The organism is Pedobacter yulinensis (assembly GCF_003029735.1).
Lineage (GTDB): Bacteria > Bacteroidota > Bacteroidia > Sphingobacteriales > Sphingobacteriaceae > Pedobacter > Pedobacter yulinensis.
In genome coordinates this window covers 257,071-276,729 of sequence record NZ_KZ686270.1, presented here as the reverse complement: position 1 = coordinate 276,729, position 19,659 = coordinate 257,071, and the positions used below count along the sequence as shown (strand labels likewise).

Sequence of the window (19,659 nt, the reverse complement as noted above, 5' to 3'; positions counted from 1 at the left end):
AATTTTTTAATTAGTAGAACGGCCTAATTGATAATTTCTTAAGATTCATTTTGTGGTTCTTTTCCACTCTGAAAAGGTAAAGTCGAAAGCATGTTTTTCGTCTTTTTCATGCCGTTCTTCACCCACAGATTCCCATTCAGAAAAGTCGATTTCAGGAAAAAATGTATCTGCGTCGAAGGTGCTGTGCACGGTGGTCAGGTACAGCTTGTCTGCCAGGGGCAGCGCCTGTGCATAGATCTCTGCACCGCCGATAATAAAGATTTCCTCAGCCCCGCCAGCCACCTCGATGGCGGTTTCCAGGCTGTTCATGAGCTCGACACCCTGAATATCCAGTTGCGGATTGCGGCTGATCACAATATTTTTACGCAGCGGCAGGGCGCGGCCAATCGACTCGAAAGTCTTTCTGCCCATAATAACCGGGTATTGCGCGGTAATCTTTTTAAAATGCCTCAGGTCGTCAGGTAAATGCCAAAGCAACTGGTTGTCTTTGCCAATGGCACGGTTTTCAGCCATGGCAACAATAATAGATACGGCAGGTTTGGCGGTCATGGGTAGTCTCGGGTATACAGGTGCGTTTATGCCGGTGTTTCAGACCGCTACCACAGCTTTAATATGCGGATGCGGGTCGTAGTCTTCCAGGCTGAAATCTTCAAACTTAAAATCAAAGATACCTTTTATTTCCGGGTTCAGCACCATTTTCGGAAGCTGGCGCGGTGTACGCGTCAATTGCAGCTGTGCTTGTTCAATATGGTTGTTGTATAAGTGCGCGTCGCCCAGGGTATGAATGAACTCGCCGGGCTGGAGGTTGCAGACCTGCGCCACCATCATGGTCAGCAGGGCGTATGAAGCAATATTGAAGGGAACACCCAGGAAAATATCGGCGCTTCGCTGGTACAGCTGGCAGCTGAGTTTGCCGTCTGCCACGTAGAACTGGAAAAACGCATGGCAGGGCGGCAACGCCATCTGGTCCACATCGGCTACATTCCAGGCCGATACAATAAGCCTCCGGGAATCCGGATTTTTATTGATCGAATTGATCACATTGGTGATCTGGTCAATATGTCTGCCATCTGGTGTAGGCCAGGAGCGCCACTGCGAACCATATACAGGCCCCAGGTTGCCATCTGCATCGGCCCATTCATCCCAGATGCGTACGCCGTTCGCTTTCAGGTATGCAATATTGGTGTCGCCCTGCAGGAACCAGATGAGTTCATGAATAATGGATTTCAGGTGCAGTTTTTTGGTGGTAACCAATGGAAAACCCGCCTGCAGGTCGAACCGCATCTGGTAGCCAAATACGCTGATGGTGCCCGTGCCGGTACGGTCGTGTTTCTGCGTGCCGTGGTCTAGCACATGCTGCATCAAATCCAAATATTGCTTCATGATCCTTTTGCTTTTATCAAGCCCGATGGGCGTATGCAAACATCGTAAAATTATCTCTGAACATTGTCTGCCCCCCGCGAATTTTTAGTCCGCCTTTCATGGCTTTTTCAGATATTTACCGCCATGCTGTGTTTTCCCAATGCGAAGATCAACCTGGGCCTGAATGTTACGGCCAAACGTCCCGACGGTTACCACGAACTGGAAACGGTTTTTTATCCTGTCAGGATCCATGACGCGGTAGAATGTACAGATGCTGCTGAAACATCCTGCCAGGTTACCGGCGGGCTTGTTCCTGACGATGGCCAGGATAATCTTTGCCTGCGGGCCTTTAAACTGATCTCGGCCGACTATGACATCCCGCCGCAACAGATGGGGCTGCTTAAACGCATACCGGTTGGCGCTGGCCTGGGCGGGGGGTCTGCCGATGCTGCCTTTACGATCCGTTTGCTGAACGACAAGTTCGGTCTGGACATGTCGTCTGCTGCCATGCAGCAGTATGCGCGCCAGCTGGGCGCCGACTGCGCGTTTTTTATAGACAATAAACCGGTGCTCGCTTCGGGCCGGGGCGATATGTTCAGCCCACTGCAGGTCGACCTTTCTGACTGGTTCCTGGTGGTGGTCAAACCGCCGGTCCACGTGGCAACGGCAGCCGCTTATGCCCGAATAAAACCGCGAAAGCCTTTGACATCGCTTACAGAAAGCTTACATTTGCCTCCAACAACATGGAAAAGTAGGGTTTTAAACGATTTCGAGCAATCCGTTTTTGAACTGTATCCTGAAATTTCTCAAATAAAAGCCAGTTTATATCATGCAGGGGCTGTTTTCGCGTTAATGAGCGGAAGCGGATCGGCAGTATATGCAATTTTTGACAAACCCGTAAAATTGCACGAACTGGAACAAAACAACCTTGTTTACTACAACATTTGATCAGAAATGGAGATCAACCTGATCCGCAAGAGCGGAAAATTTAATTTTGAGGCATCCAATGAAAGCGGTTTTACCGTCGAACTTGATGCCAAGGCTGCCATAGGCGGCGAGGGCAGGGGCTTTCGCCCAATGGAAATGCTGTTGATAGGCCTTGGCGGCTGCAGCGGCATTGACATGGTCAATGTACTGACCAAGCAAAAAGAAGACCTGCAGGATATCCGCATCCGGATTACCGCCAGCCGGCGGGAAGACGAGGTTCCTGCAATATTTGATGAGATAGACATCCGTTTCGAACTGAAAGGTCCGCTTAACCCGCAAAAGGTGGAACGTGCACTTGCGTTGACATTTGAGAAATACTGCTCGGTGTCAAATATCCTGCAGCGGTCTGCCAAAATAAACTTCAGCTACGCCATCGTCGATTAACAGCAGCAGGTTAATCGCATCCAATTAAAAATATCAAGCATACCGCAAATGAGCACAAAAAACTTTGAAACCATAGCCATCCGCACACAAACAGAAAGAAGCCAGCATAAAGAGCACTCTGCACCGATCTATATGACCTCAAGTTATAAATTTGACGATGCCGAAGAGATGCGTGCGCTTTTCGCGAACGAGAAAGATGGTAATGTATACAGCCGCTATTCTAACCCGAACACTTCAGAACTGATTGAAAAAATGGCCCTGCTTGAAGGGGCGGAAAGCGGTTGGGCTACTGCTACAGGCATGGCAGCGGTGTTTACTACTTTCGCCGCATTTCTCAAGAGCGGAGATCATGTGGTTTCCAGCCGCTCGGTCTTCGGATCAACGCATCAGCTGCTCAGCAATATTTTCCCGAAGTGGGGCATTACCTATTCTTATGCGGATCTGGACAAGCCGCAGGACTGGGAGGCGCTGATCGGCCCCAACACCCGCATGCTTTTTGTCGAAACACCTTCAAACCCGGGTATCGATGTAATCGACCTGGAGTTTTTGGGTAACCTGGCAAAAAAACATGGTGTATTGCTCGTGGTAGACAATTGTTTTGCTACACCATATTTGCAGCAGCCGCTGAAACTGGGTGCACACCTTTCTATCCACTCGGCTACGAAGTATATTGACGGCCAGGGCCGTACCCTTGGCGGCATCATCCTGGGCAGCCAGGAGCTTATTGCCGAAATAGAAGGTTTTGCCAGGCACAGCGGGCCCGCCATGTCGCCATTCAACGCCTGGATACTGTCTAAAAGCCTGGAAACACTGGCCGTACGCATGGACCGGCATTGTGATAATGCGCTCAAAGTCGCAACTTACCTCGAGGGGCATGCTAAAATCAAACTGGTCAAGTATCCGTTCCTGCCTTCGCACCCGCAATACGAGATCGCTAAAAAACAAATGCGCCAGGGCGGCGGTATTGTAACCATTGTTGTAAACGGAGGCGTTGAGGGCGCGCGTAAATTTATGGATGGCCTGAACATGTTTTCCATATCCGCAAACCTGGCCGACACGCGTTCTATTGCCACACACCCTGCAACAAGTACGCATTCGAAACTAACAGAGGCCCAGCGGCTCGAAGTTGGCATTGAGCAGGGCTCGGTTCGCTTATCGATCGGTCTGGAGCACATAGATGACATTATTGCCGACATTGAACAGGCGCTCGCCTAAAGAAACCAACGCCCTGAACCGATTTTGACCCGACACAGTTCGGGGCGGGGCGAACGTGCGGTATCTGGCGCAAATGAAGATATCTTGTTATTGATGCGGAGCGCGCGCGACTATTCGCGGTGCCGCAGCGCTGTTTGCTGTCAAAGTTATGGACGCAGACCCGGCTTCACTTGACCTGTGGGCTGTGTTCCTTGAAGCCGCGCGACCGGGCAAACTGGCCGGCCGCCCCGTGATCCGAATCCTGGAACATTTTGTGATCGGGCGGATGCTGTTTATACATACGTCCTGGTTTCTTGAAAAGGTCGGTACGCTTGCAGCTGCACTGTACACCCCTTTCTTATCTTACATCAAGAACTGCCTGCAATTGCCGCCGTAAATTTGTGTCATAAAAGAAAGGAAATAACATGGCACAATCAGTTTTGCACAAAGAAAACATGCGTGGCCACGCCAACCATGGCTGGCTGGATGCACACCACACTTTCAGTTTTGCCAACCACTACAATCCTGAAATGATGAATTTTGGTGTGCTCCGCGTACTGAACGACGACCGCGTGGCCGGAGGCCGGGGTTTCGGAACGCACCCGCACGACAACATGGAGATCATTACCATCCCCCTTACCGGTAGCCTAGCGCATCAGGACAGCATGGGCAATTCTTCTGTGATCAAGAATGGCGACATCCAGGTCATGAGTGCAGGAACAGGTGTTTACCACAGTGAATACAATGCCGATCCGGATACCGAAGTAAATCTGCTCCAGATCTGGTTGTTTCCGAATAAAAAGAATGTGACACCGCGCTATGGACAGCAAACGCTTGACCTGAACGAGCGCCACAACCGGTTTCAACAAGTTTTATCTCCAAATGCGGACGATGAAGGCGTGTGGATCCACCAGGATGCCTGGTTCTCGCTGGGTAGCTTCGATGCAGGTTTTGAAACCAGCTACCGCATCCGGAAAGAGGGGAATGGTGCTTACTTTTTTGTTATAGGCGGTAAAGTTACTGTAAACGGGCAGGAGCTCGATACACGCGATGGTTACGGTGTATGGGACACCAGCGAAATCAGCTTTAAAGCAGAGACGGCCGGAGCAGAAGTGCTCATTATGGATGTCCCCATGCAATTGCAATAAACCAGATTCAGCCGGCGACCCGGAAGGTGCCGCCGGCTTATAGCTTTATATGGAAACAATTATTCTGTACATAGGACGCGACCCAAAAATGGCTGCTATTTTACACCGGTTGCTGAACAACAAGCCCGGCTGGAAAGGCTTTACTGCCCTGACGAATACAGAAGCGCAGCAACTGACCGCTGACAATAAACCTCAGGTGGTGTTGCTTGGCAGCGGCATCAGCACAGCTGAAGAACGCGAGCTGCGTACCTTCTTCGCAGGTTTTCCGAATGTCAAGGTGATTCAGCATTATGGCGGCGGCAGCGGGTTGCTGTATAATGAAATTCAGCAGGTGCTGTCATAAGCAGCTTGCGAAACAGTTACATCTTTGCTACCTTGCAAAACGTTTTAGTAACCATTTATGATGAGCCATTCACCAGTTGGCAAGTGCCCAAACGGCAAACTTGCCCTTCGTTTTTTCGCCTGCCTTTTATTAAGCCTTAGCGTTGGTGCCGCATCTGCGCAGCGTACCGGTACAACACAGGCAAAGCTTACAAAATATGTAGATCCTTTTATCGGGACCGGCTTTCATGGCCATGTTTTTATGGGCGCAAACGTACCCTTTGGCGCGGTACAGGTTGGTCCGGCCAACCTTTCGCAGGGTTGGGACTGGTGCTCTGGTTACCACTATTCAGATTCGACCATCATCGGCTTTGCCCAAACACATTTGAGCGGCACAGGCATTGGTGATCTGGGCGATATTTCGGTAATGCCGGTAACAGGCAACGTGAAAATGGTCAAGGGAGAGGCGGGCAAACCGGCATCTGGTTACTATTCATCTTTCAGCCATGAGCAGGAGACGGCAAGGGCCGGATATTATTCCGTTCAGCTGCTTCGCTATGGCATCAAGGCCGAACTCACGGCTACTGAACGGGTAGCCTTTCATCAATACACCTATCCGGCGGGTCAGGCGGGCAAACTGGTTATCGACCTGAAAGAAGGCATAGGCTGGGATGGAGTTACAGAAAGTTACATCAGGCAGGTCAACGCGACTACCATTTCAGGCTACCGTTATTCGAAGGGCTGGGCAGAAGACCAGAAAATTTATTTTACCATGGAATTTTCCAGGCCGGTCGCCGGGCTGGTTGTCTATGACAGCACCGCACAGAAATCAGGTACAGAACTAAAGGCAAAACGGGCAAAAGGCCTGGTCACATTTAAGGGCGATGGGGGCGTGGTGCAGGTCAAAGTGGGCATTTCTCCGGTGAGCATGGCCAATGCTGCGGCCAATATCAAGGCGGAGATTCCGGGCTGGAATTTTAGCCAGGTCGTGTCTGCGGCAGATGCCAAATGGGAAAAAGAACTTCAGAAAATACGCATCAGCAGTACTGACGAGGCAAGGCTGCGCACGTTTTATACCGCCATGTACCATACCATGACCGCACCTTCGGTGTTTAACGACCACAATGGCGACTACTACGGCACAGATAAAAAAATCTACCAGAAGGCTGGTTTTACCAACTACACCACTTTCTCCCTTTGGGATACCTACCGGGCTGCCCACCCGCTTATGACCGTGATCCATCCTGAGAAGGTGGGCGACATGGTCAATACCATGCTCAATATTTATAAGCAGCAGGGAAAGTTGCCTGTATGGCACCTTATGGGTAACGAGACAAACTGTATGGTTGGCAACCCGGCGATCACCGTCGTGGCAGATGCTTACCTGAAAGGCTTCGGCGGATTTGACAAAAAACTCGCGTATGAAGCCATGACCAGGACAGCCATGCTTGATGAGCGGGGCCTGAACTTTGTTAAATCAAAAGGGTACATCCCGGCAGACAGCACCCTGGAATCGGTTGCAAAGGGAATGGAATATGCCATTGCCGATTGGGCCATCAGCCAGGTAGCAAAAAAAGAAGGCAAAACCGAAGACTACGCCTACTGGCTTAAGCGCGGCAGGAACTACGAGAATTATTTTGAAAAAGGAAGCGGTTACATGCGCGGCCGGATCAACGACAACACCTGGCGTACGCCTTTCAATCCTTTTGAATCGATTCATGGTCGTAATGATTATACAGAGGGGAATGCCTGGCAATACCTCTGGCTGGTGCCACAGGATGTGGAAGGGTTGATTAAACTGATCGGCGGCGAAAAACGTTTCGTGCAGAAACTGGATTCCCTGTTTATTGTGCAGGGCGACATGGGGAAAGAGGCTTCCCCTGATATCAGCGGCCTGATCGGGCAGTACGCCCATGGTAATGAACCCAGCCATCACATTACTTACCTGTACGCCTATGCTGGCCAACCCTGGAAAACGGCAGATCAGGTCAGGCATGTGCTTGACCACCTTTATACAGACAAAAATGATGGCTTAAGCGGAAATGAAGATGTAGGGCAGATGTCTGCATGGTATATTTTCTCGGCACTGGGTTTTTACCCTGCCAACCCTGCAAACGGCTTGTATGTGTTCGGAAGCCCCGTTGTCGACGCGGCAGAAATACGCCTGGTCGGAAACAAGACGATGAAATTGCGGGTGCTGAACAATTCAAAGGAAAACCGGTATATTCAGTCTGTTAAACTGAACGGAAAGCCCTATACCAAGTCATATATCAGCCATAAAGACTTGACCGCAGGCGGAACTCTTGAACTAAATATGGGTGCAAAACCATCTGAAACCTGGGGTACGCTGGCGGCAGACCGGCCATATTCTGAAATCAGGTAGGGCCGGCCTGTAAAGGTTCAGATTAATGCCGGCCGCTGTGACCGGCATTTTTTTTGGCTAAGTTGCAGCTCGTGCTACCTGGTGGCATACCTGCAGGTACGCTTTAGAAACCAGTTTACCGGAGAATGAAAGTAAGTTTTAAAATCGTGTTTGTGGCAGGTATCTGCCTGCCCTTATGGGCCGCAGGTCAGCAAAGTTTCCCGGAAAGGCTGCCCTATCGGGATGCAAGCCTTTCTACGGAATTGCGGGTGCGCGACCTGCTTGGCCGCATGACCGTTCAGGAAAAAGCCGGGCAGCTGCTTACGCTGACCGGCTGGGAAATGTACACTAATGAAACCGGCGTGGTAAAGGCTTCAGATAAATTAAAAAATGAGCTGGACAAGCGGCACATCGGCGGGTTGTGGGCCACCCTGCGCGCCGACCCCTGGACCAGAAAAACCTTAAAAAACGGGTTGAACCCGCAAACCGCGGCTGAGGCGGTGAACGCCATTCAGCGGTATGCCCTGACACAAACCAGGCTGGGTATTCCCCTGCTACTGGCAGAGGAATGTGCACATGGTCATATGGCTATTGGTGCAACGGTTTTTCCTGTACCGCTTTCACAGGCAAGCACATTTAATCCAGCACTCATCAGGCGCATGGCCGCGGCCACCGCACTTGAAACGCGGTTGCAGGGTGCAAATATTGGCTATGGCCCGATCCTGGACCTGGCCCGCGAACCGCGCTGGTCGCGGACAGAAGAAACTTTTGGTGAAGACCCGTTCCTGCTGGCCGAAATGGGCAGGGCCGTGGTAAAGGGTTTTCAGGGCAAAGACCTCAGGAATGGCCGGCAGGTACTGGCTACGCTGAAACATTTCGCCGCCTATGGCAGTCCCGACGGCGGGCAGAATGGCGGAAGTGTAACCCTTGGCCGGCGCGATCTGCTCGAAAACTTCCTGCCACCGTTCGAGGCAGCGGTCAGGGCAGGCGCAGGATCGGTCATGACTGCCTACAGCTCTATAGACGGTGTACCGGGCACCGCAGATTCATTCCTGCTGCAGGAGGTGCTGCGCAGGCGCTGGGGTTTTAAAGGTTTTACGGTGTCAGACCTGGGTAGCATAGGCGGGCTAGCGTCTGCGCACCGGGTTGCAGACGGAATGCCCAGCGCTGCAGCCATGGCAATCAATGCAGGTCTTGATAATGACCTGGGCGGAGAGGCCTTCTATTTGCCGCTGCTCGAGGCCATTAAATCTGGAAAAGTAACCACGGCACGTTTGGACGAAGCAGTTTCCAGAGTGCTTCGGGCTAAGTTTGAACTGGGGCTTTTCGAAAATCCATATGCTAAACCGGCCGCTGCTGCAGCCGTTAATCAGCCCGCACACCGGCAACTGGCCCGCGAGGTCGCCGCAGAGTCGCTGGTGTTACTGAAAAATGAGGGTGCACTGTTGCCGCTCCAAGCAGACGGAAAGAAGATTGCGGTTATTGGGCCGAATGCCGATGCGCCATACAATCAGCTTGGCGACTATACGGCGCCACAGCCTGAAGACAAAGTGACTACGGTACTGGAAGGCCTTCGGCAGGCACTGGCGGGGCGGGCAAAAATCACGTATGTTAAAGGATGCGCCATTCGCGATACCAGTCTGAACGAGATTGCCGCCGCCGTTGAAGCGGCGAAACAGGCGGATGTGGCAGTTGTGGTCCTGGGTGGATCGAGTGCGCGGGATTTTGAAACCGAGTACCAGGCAACCGGCGCGGCGACGGTCAGGGCAGACCGGGTAAGCGATATGGAAAGCGGAGAGGGTTTTGACCGCGCGTCGCTAGACCTGATGGGCAGGCAGCTTGAGCTGCTTCAGGCCGTGGCAGCAACCGGAAAACCGGTTGTGCTGGTGCTGATCGGCGGCCGGCCTTTTGCCATTAACTGGGCAGCAGCGCACATTCCGGCTATTCTAAATGCCTGGTACCCAGGCGAACAGGGTGGCCATGCGGTTGCTGACGCGCTGCTGGGCGCAGTGAATCCGTCGGGGAAACTTCCCGTGTCTATTCCCCGCTCGGCTGGACAGCTGCCTGTGCATTACAATGCCAAACGCCCGGGCAGACATGACTACGTAGAGCTGCCGGCAAGCCCGCTTTATACTTTTGGCCATGGCTTGAGTTATACCCGGTTTTCATACAGCGGCCTGTCTGTTGCTGTAGTAAAGGGCCTTCCGGAGCCGCGTGTTAGAATTTCTGTGCAGGTTAAAAATACCGGCGGGCGGCCGGGTAAAGAAGTGGTGCAGCTTTACCTGAATGATGTGGTTCGCAGCACCGCGGGGCCGTCGAAGCAGTTAAAGGGATTTAAAAAGGTCTTTTTGCAGCCGGGCGGGCAGCAGACCGTCAATTTTGAGTTGAATGCGGATGAACTTAGCCTGATCAGTCTGCAGGAGCAAAAGGTCGTTGAACCCGGCGATTTTGAAGTGATGATAGGAAGCTCGGCTGCAGATATCCGTCAGCAGGGCAGGTTCAGGCTTTAATCGACCTGGCGGGTGAGTATAAGTGGTGGAATTTTGTACACCGGAAGCGACAGAAAAAAAGAGCTGCCCAGGTTGTGACCTTTGCTCGTTGCCCAAACCTGACCACCGTGCAGTTCAACCAGCATTTTTACGATAGAGAGTCCGAGCCCGTTCGATCGTTCATTGGCAGTGGGCACCGAACTTAAACGGGCAAACTTGACAAAAACCTTTTGAAGGTCTTCTTCGGTCAGGCCTACGCCGTCGTCCCGGAATTCGATGGTGGCCATATCTGCTGAAGCAGTAGCATAAATGCCGATTTGCGCACCTGGCGGCGAATATTTAATGGCATTGCTGAGCAGGTTATCCAGCACATCCTGGATGCGTCCGCGGTCTACATACAACATCAGCCCCACAGGCTGAAAAACATGAAGTTCCTGTTGTTTGTTGCCAAGAGAAAGCTCGAAGGTGGACTTCAGGGTGTCGATCAGTTCGGAGAAGAGAACGGCTTGTTCTGAAAGGTAGATGGCCTCATTGTCTATTTTTGCTTCGTTCAGGATATTGTTAAGGTGTTGCTCTACGCTTTTTGCCGCAAACTGAATCTTGCCCGATATTTCAGCGACTTTGCCGGTTTCGGGCATTTTGCGGCTGATGATCTGTGCATACATCGAAATTGACGTAATTGGATTTTTAATGTCATGAACCAGCCGGTGCAGGCGGTCGTCGTAAGCGCGAATGGTGTTGCGGCTGGCAAGCCGGGTTTCCAGTTTTTCAATCACAATAAACGCCAGGAGTTCAAGCATTTCGAGTTGCCCCATAGTCATGTCGTGCCTTGGCACCGTGTCTGTTACGCAAACAGTGCCAATTCGGTAACCGTCGGAAGTAATGATGGGCGCTGCGGCGTAAAACCGGACATCATGATGGTACATGAATTCGGAGTAATCTGCCCGATCAGACATGTGCTGCGTATCTGAGATCAGCGTGGGGCGGTCGGTTTGAATGGCTACAGAACAGAGACTGCCGGCGCGTTCAACGGCAGTTTCCTGCATGCCGAGTGTATTTGCTTTTAAAAAAACACGGTCAGCATCGACGAACGTTACATAACCGGCAGCTGCATGCGTCATGCGTGCAGCCAGGCTCGCGATCGTGTCAAATGCCGCTTCGGGCGGCGTATCGAGTATCTCGTAACGCCTCAGCTTTTTTACACGGGAAACCTCAGTCGGGGCGGGCAGAGGATCAGCCTGTAGTTTGTCTTTCATTCTCCGGGGTTTGTCACGGTCAAACGGCTGTTTGTTTAAACAATGACGCTTAAAGATAAAACATTTACGTCAGTAAACTCGAATGCTTGCCCCATATGAACGTAGAAATATGGATACACAATATATAAGGATGTTGTCTGAAGGTTATATTTTGACCGGTGGACCCGGCGCTGGCAAAACGACGGTGTGCAGCCTGTTGGAGAAGGCCGGATATTCCTGCGTGCCGGAGTCTGGCCGCGCCGTGATCAGCCAGGAACTCCATACCGGGGGTTCTGCCTTAACATGGGCAGACCGGTCTGCGTTTGCCCGGCGGATGTTCGAAACAGATCTGGCCGCTTATCATGCCGCCCGGCGCGGCACCCCGGTTTTTTTTGACCGGGGTCTGCCAGACGTGGCCGGCTACCTGAAGCTGGAAGACCTGAATTTTCTTCCCGGGCTGGAAAACGCGCTGCAAAACTGCCGGTACGCCCCATTGGTGTTTATTTTCCCGCCCTGGCAAGAAATTTACGTAAATGATGCGGAACGAAAGCAAAGTTTTGCCGTTGCGTGCAGAACATTCAGGATGATGGTTCAGGTTTATCAGGCATACGGTTACCGTCTTGTTGAAGTTCCTCGCCTTGAGCCCGCGGGCCGTTGCCGCTTTATCTGCTCCTGCCTGGAACAAAGAGGATATGCAGGCGGTCTGAAAACTCTTAAATAACTATCTTCGCGTTCAAATCCCGGAAATATGCACGCAAATATTAAAGTTATTGCCTTCGATGCCGACGATACCCTATGGGCAAACGAGGGCTATTTTCAAGAAGTTGAACAAACCTATTACGACCTGATGGCACCTTATGCCAGCCAGGCCGAGTTAAGCCGCAGCCTGCACGAAACAATCCTGCAAAACCTTCCGCTGTACGGATATGGAACCAAAGGTTTCATTCTCTCCCTGACCGAGGCAGCACTGGTTGCCAGCGGCGAGAACCTCCCCGGCACCCTGCTGCGTAAGATTCTGGAACTGGGCAAGAGACAAATTGATCAGCCTGTCGAACTGCTTGACGGCGTGGAAGAAGTGCTCTCGGCATTACGTCCCCGATACCGCCTGGTGCTTGCCACCAAAGGCGACCTGCTTGACCAGGAGCGCAAGCTGCGCAAGTCTGGCCTGATGCCTTATTTTCACCACATTGAGATCATGTCTGAAAAAGACGAAGGTAATTACACCAAGCTGATCAAGCATTTGGATATTAACGCCTCAGAACTCCTTATGATCGGTAATTCGCTCAAGTCTGATGTACTGCCTGTGCTGAAGATCGGCGGATACGCCATTCATGTGCCTTATCACATTACCTGGGCGCATGAAATGATTGATCATGATATTGATGACGACCGCATGGCGGTGGTGGCGAACCTGCGAGATGTGTTGAAGGTGGTGTCTTAGCTGAGTGGGGAGAGGTGAGGGAACGAGCAAGGATTGTTACAGCTGAATCAGGAATCAGGACAGGGGCTTCCAACCCCTCGTCATTCCGAAACCGCTTCCTGATTGCTATGACTTGACAGCCTGCGGTGAGGAATCTCCCTTTTACCGTAATGTAGGTTTTGTATCACAACATAACAAGCTCGAGCCGTCCGTACAGGGGGATCCCTCCGCGCTGCGTCACGTTAGGGATGACGGTTTGGGTGGCGCGCAGGGGAATCAAGAATCATGAATCAGGACTGGGGAGCGGAAATCTGGGTGATCAAGGATGAAAGAACAAAGAGCAATGACCACCGCGCTTACCCTGCATGGCGTAGAACCCTGCCCGAACTATTAGTGAGCCAGCAAACACGACCTCCCAGACTGTCATGCTGAGCCTGTCGAAGCATGAATCAGGATTAAAAAAAGGATTAAAGAGCAAAAGATCAAAGACAGGGGCGCCTAAGCGGAATCAAGAACCATGAATCAGGATTAAAGACCAGGGCGTCTCACCCCTCGTCATTCCGAAACCGCTTTTTGACTGCTGTGCCCCGGAACCAAGCGGTAAGGAATCTCCTGCTTTCCGTGACGGCTTGGTTGTGTGGGCACCTAACTGGTCCTGCGCATTATCCGCGCCAGGCCGGCCGGCCGTCTCGACACTTATACTAAATATAAAAACACAGCAGAATGCCTATAAAAAAAGAAGGGATAACCCTATCCAGGCATTATCCCAATCTAACCAAATATAAACCTGTTATGAGCCAGGCTTTCCTTTACAGGTTTGCGTAGTACTCGACAAATTTTGCCAGGGCTGATGAATATCCCCACTCATTGTCATACCACGAAACCACTTTAACGAAGTTGTCGTTCAGGGCGATGCCTGCTTTTGCATCAAAAATCGATGCATGATCGTCTCCGATAAAGTCAGATGAAACCACTTCATCTTCTGTATATCCTAATACGCCTTTCAGTTCGCCTTCAGAGGCTTCTTTCATGGCTTGTTTAATTTCTTCGTATGTGGCCGGTTTTTCCAGGCGAACAGTCAGGTCTACTACTGAAACGTCTGCTACCGGTACCCGGAACGCCATTCCTGTCAGTTTACCTTTCAGTTCAGGAATTACCTTTGTTACTGCTTTTGCAGCACCTGTTGCCGACGGGATGATGTTTGAGAAACCACCACGGCCACCTCTCCAGTCTTTTGCCGATGGTCCATCTACCGTTTTCTGCGTTGCAGTAACAGCGTGAACAGTACTCATCAGGCCTTCAACAATACCCCATTTTTCATGCAATACCTTCGCAATAGGAGCAAGGCAGTTGGTGGTACATGAAGCATTTGAAACTGCAGTCTGATCTGCGGTCAGCTTGTCATGATTTACACCCATTACATATGTAGGGATCGACTCGTCTTTTGCCGGTGCAGAGAAAACTACTTTTTTCGCACCTGCAGCAATATGTTTATCAGCATCCGCCTGAGTCAGGAATAAACCTGTCGACTCTATAACAACTTCCACGCCAACTTCATTCCATTTCAGGTTAGCAGGATCTTTTTCTGCCGTAACCCGGATGGTTTTTCCGTTTACAACCAGGTTTCCGTTCACAACTTCGATCGTACCATCAAATTTTCCATGAGTAGAATCATATTTCAGCATATATGCCATATAATCCGGCTCAATAAGGTCATTTATTGCAACAACATCCAGTCCTCTTTTGAGTGCGGCCCTGAAAACAAGCCGACCAATACGACCGAAGCCGTTAATTCCAATTTTTTTGCTCATGGTTTGTGTCTAGTTTGTATAAAATTTTAATAAATTATATATCGGTTCTTTGGTAATGCTTTTAATCCTGATTCCAAATCCATCTGCCACATTCTGCAACTCGGCGCCAAAATTCCCTGCCACGATCCCGACAAAATGGATGTCGGTTTGCGCGTATTTGGCCGCCATCGGCGCCAGGTAAGTTTCAAAATACCTGCTGAACGACTTTGCCAGGTTTTGCCTGATGTATTCATGTTCACGGTTCCTGATATAGAAGTCGAGAAATGAACTCAGGAAGACCTGCGGGTTCGGCTTGCGGTATACCTTTTCAAGGATCAGCGTCCGGTCCAGTTTGAACTCGTGGTCCATCCTGGACTGCAGGTCTTTCGGCAGTTTTCCGCCAATCAGGTCACGCACCAGCATGATGCCCAGGTTGTTCGAAGACCCTTCATCGCCGAGTACGAACCCCAGGCCGAAGTTATTCTTCCGGGTTTTTTTTCCGTCGAAATAGGCGCAGTTCGAACCGCTGCCCAGGGTGCAGATGATGCCGGGCTCTTCGCCGCAGGCTGCAATGGCTGCACCGTGAATGTCACTTTCTACAAAGATCCGGCTGCCTCTGAAGAATGTTTTCAGGTTGGCTGATAATTCCCGCTGCCGGTCTGCCGATGAGGCACCCGCTGCAAAGAAGTAGATCTTACGGATGTCTTCTGCATAATTGACCAGAACCGATTCCTTGTTCAGGACCTGCAGGGTTGCCTTTTTATCGGCAAAGCAGGGGTTGATCCCGGGTGTCCTGCATTCAGCAATCAGTTTCTTGCCGTCGGTTATTTTCCAGTAGGCAAATCTCGAACCGCTGTATACGATCGCTGTCATCCGTGCTTAGATCGATAAGACCTGGGCCATTTCCAATAAGTCGTCTTCCAGCTTGAAGGTATGGGTGTTCAGGGCGTCTTCAAGGCTTGTCAGCTTGATTTCATTTCCTCTTAAACCCACCATTTTACGCGTTTCGCCGTTGATCAGGGCGTTAACCGCCGCATACCCGAGCCTGCTGCCCAGAATGCGGTCAAAGCTGCTCGGACTGCCGCCACGCTGCAGGTGACCCAAAATGGTCACTTTCGTGTCGTAGTAGTCGAAACGCTCTTCAACCTGTTTGGCAATGTCATAGGCACCTCCGTGCTTATGTCCTTCGGCAACGATAACGATGCTCGAAGATTTTTTCGTAGATGCCCCGCTTTCCAGTTTGGCAATGAGGTCTTCTACACTTGTAAATTTTTCGGGCAGAAGAATAGCTTCTGCACCGCTGGCAATGCCGCTTCTCAGTGCAATGCAGCCTGAATCCCGGCCCATTACCTCTATAAAGAACAGCCGGTCGTGCGAGTCTGCCGTATCCCTGATCTTGTCAATGGCCTCGATCACCGTGTTGATCGCGGTGTCGTAACCAAGGGTAAAGTCAGAGCCGTACAGGTCATTATCGATTGTGCCGGGAATCCCGATCACCTTGATGTCTTCAAATTTCTCAGAGAACCTTTTAGCCCCTGTAAACGTACCGTCGCCGCCTATAACCACCAATGCATCAATGTCGTTGGCTTGCAGGTTGCGGTAAGCCGTTTCCATACCCTCGTCTGTTTTGAACTCCAGGCAACGGGCCGTTTTCAAAATGGTGCCTCCCATGTGCAGAATGTTGCTCACTGAGCGTGCATTCATGGGAATAATGTTGTTTTCGATCAGTCCGCGGTATCCCTGCTGCACGCCAAACATGTTTCTTCCATGAAAAATACCCGTCCGGATCACTGCTCTTATTCCTGCATTCATTCCCGGTGCGTCACCTCCGGAAGTTAGTACAGCTATGTTTTTGATATTTGGCTTCATTTGAAAGCACGAATATAGTGTGTATTTTTTACACTAAGTAATTTTTTTTGTAATTTTTTCCGTAATCTTGCAACAAGTGCGTTTATTTTGTCCACCAAATTAAAGAAAATATTTTGAAGGAAGGTTTAGCCCAGTTCAATTCGGTTTTTTCGATTGACTGCGTCATTTTCGGCTTCGACGGAGGCGAGTTGAAGATCTTGCTTATCGAGCGTAACGAAGAGCCGTTCAAAGACTGGTGGGCGCTGCCGGGCAACCTGGTCAGCGAAGACCAGAGCCTTGACCAGTCTGCATCTTCGATTCTGACAAGCCTGACCGGCCTTCGTGATATTTATATGGAGCAGTATTACGCCTTCGGCGATCCCGGCCGGCACCCGCAGGGGCGGGTGGTTACCCTTGCTTATTATGCGCTGATCAGGCTTGGGGGAGAAAAGGACCTGCATCCCATTACCACGTATGCCAAGCGTGCGGTCTGGTGGTCTGTCAATGATCTCCCGAAACTGGCCTTCGATCATAAGAAGATTTTCGACAAAGGTCTTGAAAAGATCAAAAGGCGGATCAAGCATCAGCCCATTGCTTTTGAACTGCTCCCTGAGAAATTTACACTCACCCAGCTGCAGCATGTTTATGAACTCATTCTGGGGAAAAAGCTGGACAAGCGCAATTTCAGAAAAAAGATGCTGAGCTTTGGTGTGCTGCGCGAACTGAATGAAAAGCAGAAAGGTGTTTCATACCGCGCAGCGACCTTGTATAAGTTTGACCGCCGCAAATACGCCAAATTGTTCGGTAAGGAAATTTCATTTTAAGGAAAGCAAGACAGATTTTTCGCCGCTGCAGTCTGGGCTGCACCAGTTGCTTATTTCAAACTGCGGAAGAGCAAGCAGGCCAAAAAAAACCGGGCTCATGGCCCGGCTTCTATGATGTTAGTCTGCTTTTGCTGTGGTCAGGTGGTACTGCACCAGGTCATCAATCGGCGAACGGATAATCTTTCCAACACCCATTTCGTAGCGGTCTGCCACGATGCTTAAAATGTCACGGAAGCTATAACCTACAGAACCCACGCAATTCAGCTTATGGTCTTTGTAATTTGGATAGTGCACCACCAGGTTTTCAAAAAATGCGGTAAATGCATAATCGATCGTGGCAAATGTGTAATCTTCGAAGCTGTCTTTGAAATCATACAGGAATTTGCTGAAACTTGCGCAAAAACGGTTAGGCAGGGGCTTGTTGTAGATCTGCTCAAATATGTCTTCGTTTGTTAGGGCATAGTTGTCGTAAAAAGCCTCGCGCAGGCCCTTTGGCATGTAGCCTTTCATGTAGTCTGCCAGAATGCGCTTGCCAATGAACGATCCGCTGCCTTCATCGCCGAGGAAATAACCCAGGGAGTCAATGTTCAGCGTGATGTCCTTGCCGTCATAAAGGCAGCTGTTGGTCCCGGTGCCGAGAATGGCTGCAAAGCCTGCTTCATTACCGAGCAATGCCCTGCATGAAGCCAGCAGGTCGTGACCTACGTAAACCTTGGCATTGATAAAGACGTTCTCCATGGCGTCTGAAACGATCTTTTGATTGGCAGGCGTCGAACAGCCCGCACCATAATAATAAACTTCTGTCAGTTTTTCCCGTTCCAGGTGGTCGGGCAGGGACTCGTTGAGCGACTTGGTTATATATTCGGTTTTTGAAAAGTACGGATTGTAACCTTCTGTGTTGAAATAAATCTTTCTTCCTGCTTCATTGATCAGGCACCAATTGGTTTTAGTAGATCCTCCGTCGGCAATTACTATCATCTTTGTTTTGATTTTTACGGCGCAATAAAAGTAAAAAAACTCAAACTAAATACCTGTTCTTTTAAAAAAAATGAAAAAGCGTTTCCGGTATATAAGACTAAACAATTGGCATACTGTATATTAACCCTGATGCATGCGGCAGAATTTCATTGTGTAAAAAATACACTATTGGAAAATTCAGGCGGAAAAAACCAATATTTGTATGTCTGCTCAAGCCGGCAGCCTCATCAATACAACATACATGCGAGAAATAATTGATATGCGAAGCGATACGGTAACCAGGCCTACAGCTGGGATGCTCGATGCGATGTTTAGCGCCAGGGTCGGCGATGACGTATTTGGCGAAGACGAAACGGTACGTGCTCTCGAAGAGAAAGCTGCCGCCATTTTCGGTATGGAGGCCGGCCTCTTTTGCCCTTCAGGTACAATGACCAACCAAATTGCCATCAAGTGTTTTACCAAACCGATGGATGAGGTGATCTGCGACCAGACCGCGCACGTTTACCGCTATGAGGTCGGTGGGATTGCCTGGAATTCGGCCGCATCTGTAAGGCTGCTGCATGGCGACCGCGGTATTCTCAGTCCTGAGCTGATCGAGCCAGAGATCAATGAAGACAACATACATTATCCCGACACCACACTTGTTGTACTTGAAAATACGGTCAATAAGGGGGGCGGGGCCTGTTATCACCTGAACCAGATCGAACCCATACACAACCTGTGTAGCATCAAAGGACTGAAGCTGCACCTGGACGGCGCCCGTATTTTTAATGCCTTGGCGGCTACCGGCGATAAAGCCCTGCACTACGGCCGTTATTTCGATGGTATATCGATCTGCCTTTCAAAGGGGCTTGGCGCGCCCGTGGGTTCGGTGCTGCTGGGCTCGAAAGAGATGATCGGGCGTGCGCGAAAGATCCGCAAGGCCATGGGTGGCGGCATGCGCCAGGCAGGCTTCCTGGCGGCCGCGGGCATTTATGCACTTGACCACCATGTGGGACGCCTGAAAGAAGACCATGCGCATGCACATGCCCTTGCAGAGGCCCTTGCAGGTGCGGCCTGGGTACGCTCCATTTTGCCGGCAGAGACCAATATCGTTGTTTTCGAAGTTGACCCGCGTATCCAGGTCAAAACGCTTGTTAAACAGTTCGCCGATAAAGGCCTGCTTTGTAACGCGACGGGGCCGCATACAGTGCGTATGGTTACGCACCTGGACGTGAACCAGCAGCAGGTTGACCAGGCGCGGGAAATAATCTTACATTTAAATCCGGCCTAGTACCCATGAATTTTGTTTGCCTGCAGGCAGCGTACAACTGATAC

The 19,659-nt window shown here is 50.7% G+C and carries 19 protein-coding genes; 12 read left to right on the top strand and 7 right to left on the bottom strand.

The window, feature by feature from the left end; genetic code table 11:
• Window positions 1-45 precede the first annotated feature (45 nt).
• Together C7T94_RS15720 and C7T94_RS15715 are read right to left on the bottom strand one after the other, a co-directional pair.
• Window positions 46-549, bottom strand: a complete 504-nt coding sequence (locus C7T94_RS15720) for a dihydrofolate reductase (RefSeq protein ID WP_107216375.1) — start codon at window positions 547-549, stop codon at window positions 46-48.
• Between the two features lie 39 nt (window positions 550-588).
• A complete protein-coding gene (locus C7T94_RS15715; protein ID WP_107216784.1) occupies window positions 589-1,383 on the bottom strand; it encodes a thymidylate synthase in 795 nt (264 codons plus the stop codon).
• A 123-nt stretch (window positions 1,384-1,506) separates the two neighbouring features.
• Between C7T94_RS15715 and ispE the strand changes: the two genes are divergently transcribed.
• The 8 genes from ispE (at window position 1,507) to C7T94_RS15675 (ending at window position 10,268) form a co-directional block, all read left to right on the top strand.
• The gene (gene ispE, locus C7T94_RS15710) at window positions 1,507-2,310 is read left to right on the top strand and encodes a 4-(cytidine 5'-diphospho)-2-C-methyl-D-erythritol kinase (RefSeq protein WP_107216373.1); all 804 of its coding nucleotides are present in this window, start codon (window positions 1,507-1,509) and stop codon (window positions 2,308-2,310) included.
• Between the two features lie 6 nt (window positions 2,311-2,316).
• Window positions 2,317-2,733 carry an OsmC family protein gene (locus tag C7T94_RS15705; protein WP_107216371.1) on the top strand — a complete coding sequence of 139 codons (417 nt, stop codon included), beginning with the start codon at window positions 2,317-2,319 and terminating at the stop codon, window positions 2,731-2,733.
• A gap of 48 nt (window positions 2,734-2,781) precedes the next feature.
• Window positions 2,782-3,948 carry a trans-sulfuration enzyme family protein gene (locus C7T94_RS15700; RefSeq protein ID WP_107216369.1) on the top strand — a complete coding sequence of 389 codons (1,167 nt, stop codon included), beginning with the start codon at window positions 2,782-2,784 and terminating at the stop codon, window positions 3,946-3,948.
• Between the two features lie 148 nt (window positions 3,949-4,096).
• The gene (locus C7T94_RS15695) at window positions 4,097-4,324 is read left to right on the top strand and encodes a hypothetical protein (protein WP_107216367.1); all 228 of its coding nucleotides are present in this window, start codon (window positions 4,097-4,099) and stop codon (window positions 4,322-4,324) included.
• Between the two features lie 28 nt (window positions 4,325-4,352).
• The gene (locus C7T94_RS15690; RefSeq protein ID WP_107216365.1) at window positions 4,353-5,075 is read left to right on the top strand and encodes a pirin family protein; all 723 of its coding nucleotides are present in this window, start codon (window positions 4,353-4,355) and stop codon (window positions 5,073-5,075) included.
• Between the two features lie 49 nt (window positions 5,076-5,124).
• Window positions 5,125-5,418: a hypothetical protein gene (locus tag C7T94_RS15685; RefSeq protein ID WP_107216364.1), complete on the top strand. Its 294-nt coding sequence runs from the start codon at window positions 5,125-5,127 to the stop codon at window positions 5,416-5,418.
• A gap of 57 nt (window positions 5,419-5,475) precedes the next feature.
• Complete coding sequence (locus tag C7T94_RS15680; protein ID WP_239495041.1) at window positions 5,476-7,779, top strand: GH92 family glycosyl hydrolase; 2,304 nt, start codon at window positions 5,476-5,478, stop codon at window positions 7,777-7,779.
• Between the two features lie 125 nt (window positions 7,780-7,904).
• The gene (locus C7T94_RS15675; RefSeq protein ID WP_107216362.1) at window positions 7,905-10,268 is read left to right on the top strand and encodes a glycoside hydrolase family 3 N-terminal domain-containing protein; all 2,364 of its coding nucleotides are present in this window, start codon (window positions 7,905-7,907) and stop codon (window positions 10,266-10,268) included.
• On the opposite strand, the gene C7T94_RS15670 is transcribed toward C7T94_RS15675, so the two are convergent.
• Window positions 10,265-11,503: a GAF domain-containing sensor histidine kinase gene (locus C7T94_RS15670; RefSeq protein WP_107216360.1), complete on the bottom strand. Its 1,239-nt coding sequence runs from the start codon at window positions 11,501-11,503 to the stop codon at window positions 10,265-10,267. The genes C7T94_RS15675 and C7T94_RS15670 overlap by 4 nt on opposite strands.
• Window positions 11,504-11,612: 109 nt before the next feature.
• Here C7T94_RS15670 and C7T94_RS15665 point away from each other — a divergent pair, with 109 nt between their 5' ends.
• Window positions 11,613-12,203 (top strand): AAA family ATPase, encoded by a 591-nt coding sequence (locus C7T94_RS15665; RefSeq protein WP_204353309.1) that lies wholly within the window; start codon window positions 11,613-11,615, stop codon window positions 12,201-12,203.
• 27 nt (window positions 12,204-12,230) lie between these two features.
• On the top strand, window positions 12,231-12,923 hold the full coding sequence (locus C7T94_RS15660) for an HAD family hydrolase (RefSeq protein ID WP_107216358.1): 693 nt from the start codon (window positions 12,231-12,233) through the stop codon (window positions 12,921-12,923).
• 788 nt (window positions 12,924-13,711) lie between these two features.
• On the opposite strand, the gene gap is transcribed toward C7T94_RS15660, so the two are convergent.
• The 3 genes from gap to pfkA are packed head-to-tail and all read right to left on the bottom strand — an operon-like array spanning window position 13,712 to window position 16,561.
• Window positions 13,712-14,713 carry a type I glyceraldehyde-3-phosphate dehydrogenase gene (gene gap, locus C7T94_RS15655; protein WP_107216356.1) on the bottom strand — a complete coding sequence of 334 codons (1,002 nt, stop codon included), beginning with the start codon at window positions 14,711-14,713 and terminating at the stop codon, window positions 13,712-13,714.
• 9 nt (window positions 14,714-14,722) lie between these two features.
• Window positions 14,723-15,565 carry a hypothetical protein gene (locus tag C7T94_RS15650; RefSeq protein WP_107216354.1) on the bottom strand — a complete coding sequence of 281 codons (843 nt, stop codon included), beginning with the start codon at window positions 15,563-15,565 and terminating at the stop codon, window positions 14,723-14,725.
• 6 nt (window positions 15,566-15,571) lie between these two features.
• Window positions 15,572-16,561 (bottom strand): 6-phosphofructokinase, encoded by a 990-nt coding sequence (pfkA, locus tag C7T94_RS15645; protein ID WP_107216352.1) that lies wholly within the window; start codon window positions 16,559-16,561, stop codon window positions 15,572-15,574.
• Window positions 16,562-16,674: 113 nt separating this feature from the next.
• Between pfkA and C7T94_RS15640 the strand changes: the two genes are divergently transcribed.
• On the top strand, window positions 16,675-17,364 hold the full coding sequence (locus C7T94_RS15640; RefSeq protein WP_107216350.1) for an NUDIX hydrolase: 690 nt from the start codon (window positions 16,675-16,677) through the stop codon (window positions 17,362-17,364).
• A 117-nt stretch (window positions 17,365-17,481) separates the two neighbouring features.
• On the opposite strand, the gene C7T94_RS15635 is transcribed toward C7T94_RS15640, so the two are convergent.
• On the bottom strand, window positions 17,482-18,342 hold the full coding sequence (locus C7T94_RS15635) for an N-acetylglucosamine kinase (protein ID WP_107216348.1): 861 nt from the start codon (window positions 18,340-18,342) through the stop codon (window positions 17,482-17,484).
• 202 nt (window positions 18,343-18,544) lie between these two features.
• Between C7T94_RS15635 and C7T94_RS15630 the strand changes: the two genes are divergently transcribed.
• Window positions 18,545-19,615, top strand: coding sequence for a threonine aldolase family protein (locus C7T94_RS15630; RefSeq protein WP_239495040.1), 1,071 nt, complete (start codon window positions 18,545-18,547; stop codon window positions 19,613-19,615).
• Window positions 19,616-19,659: the final 44 nt, after the last annotated feature.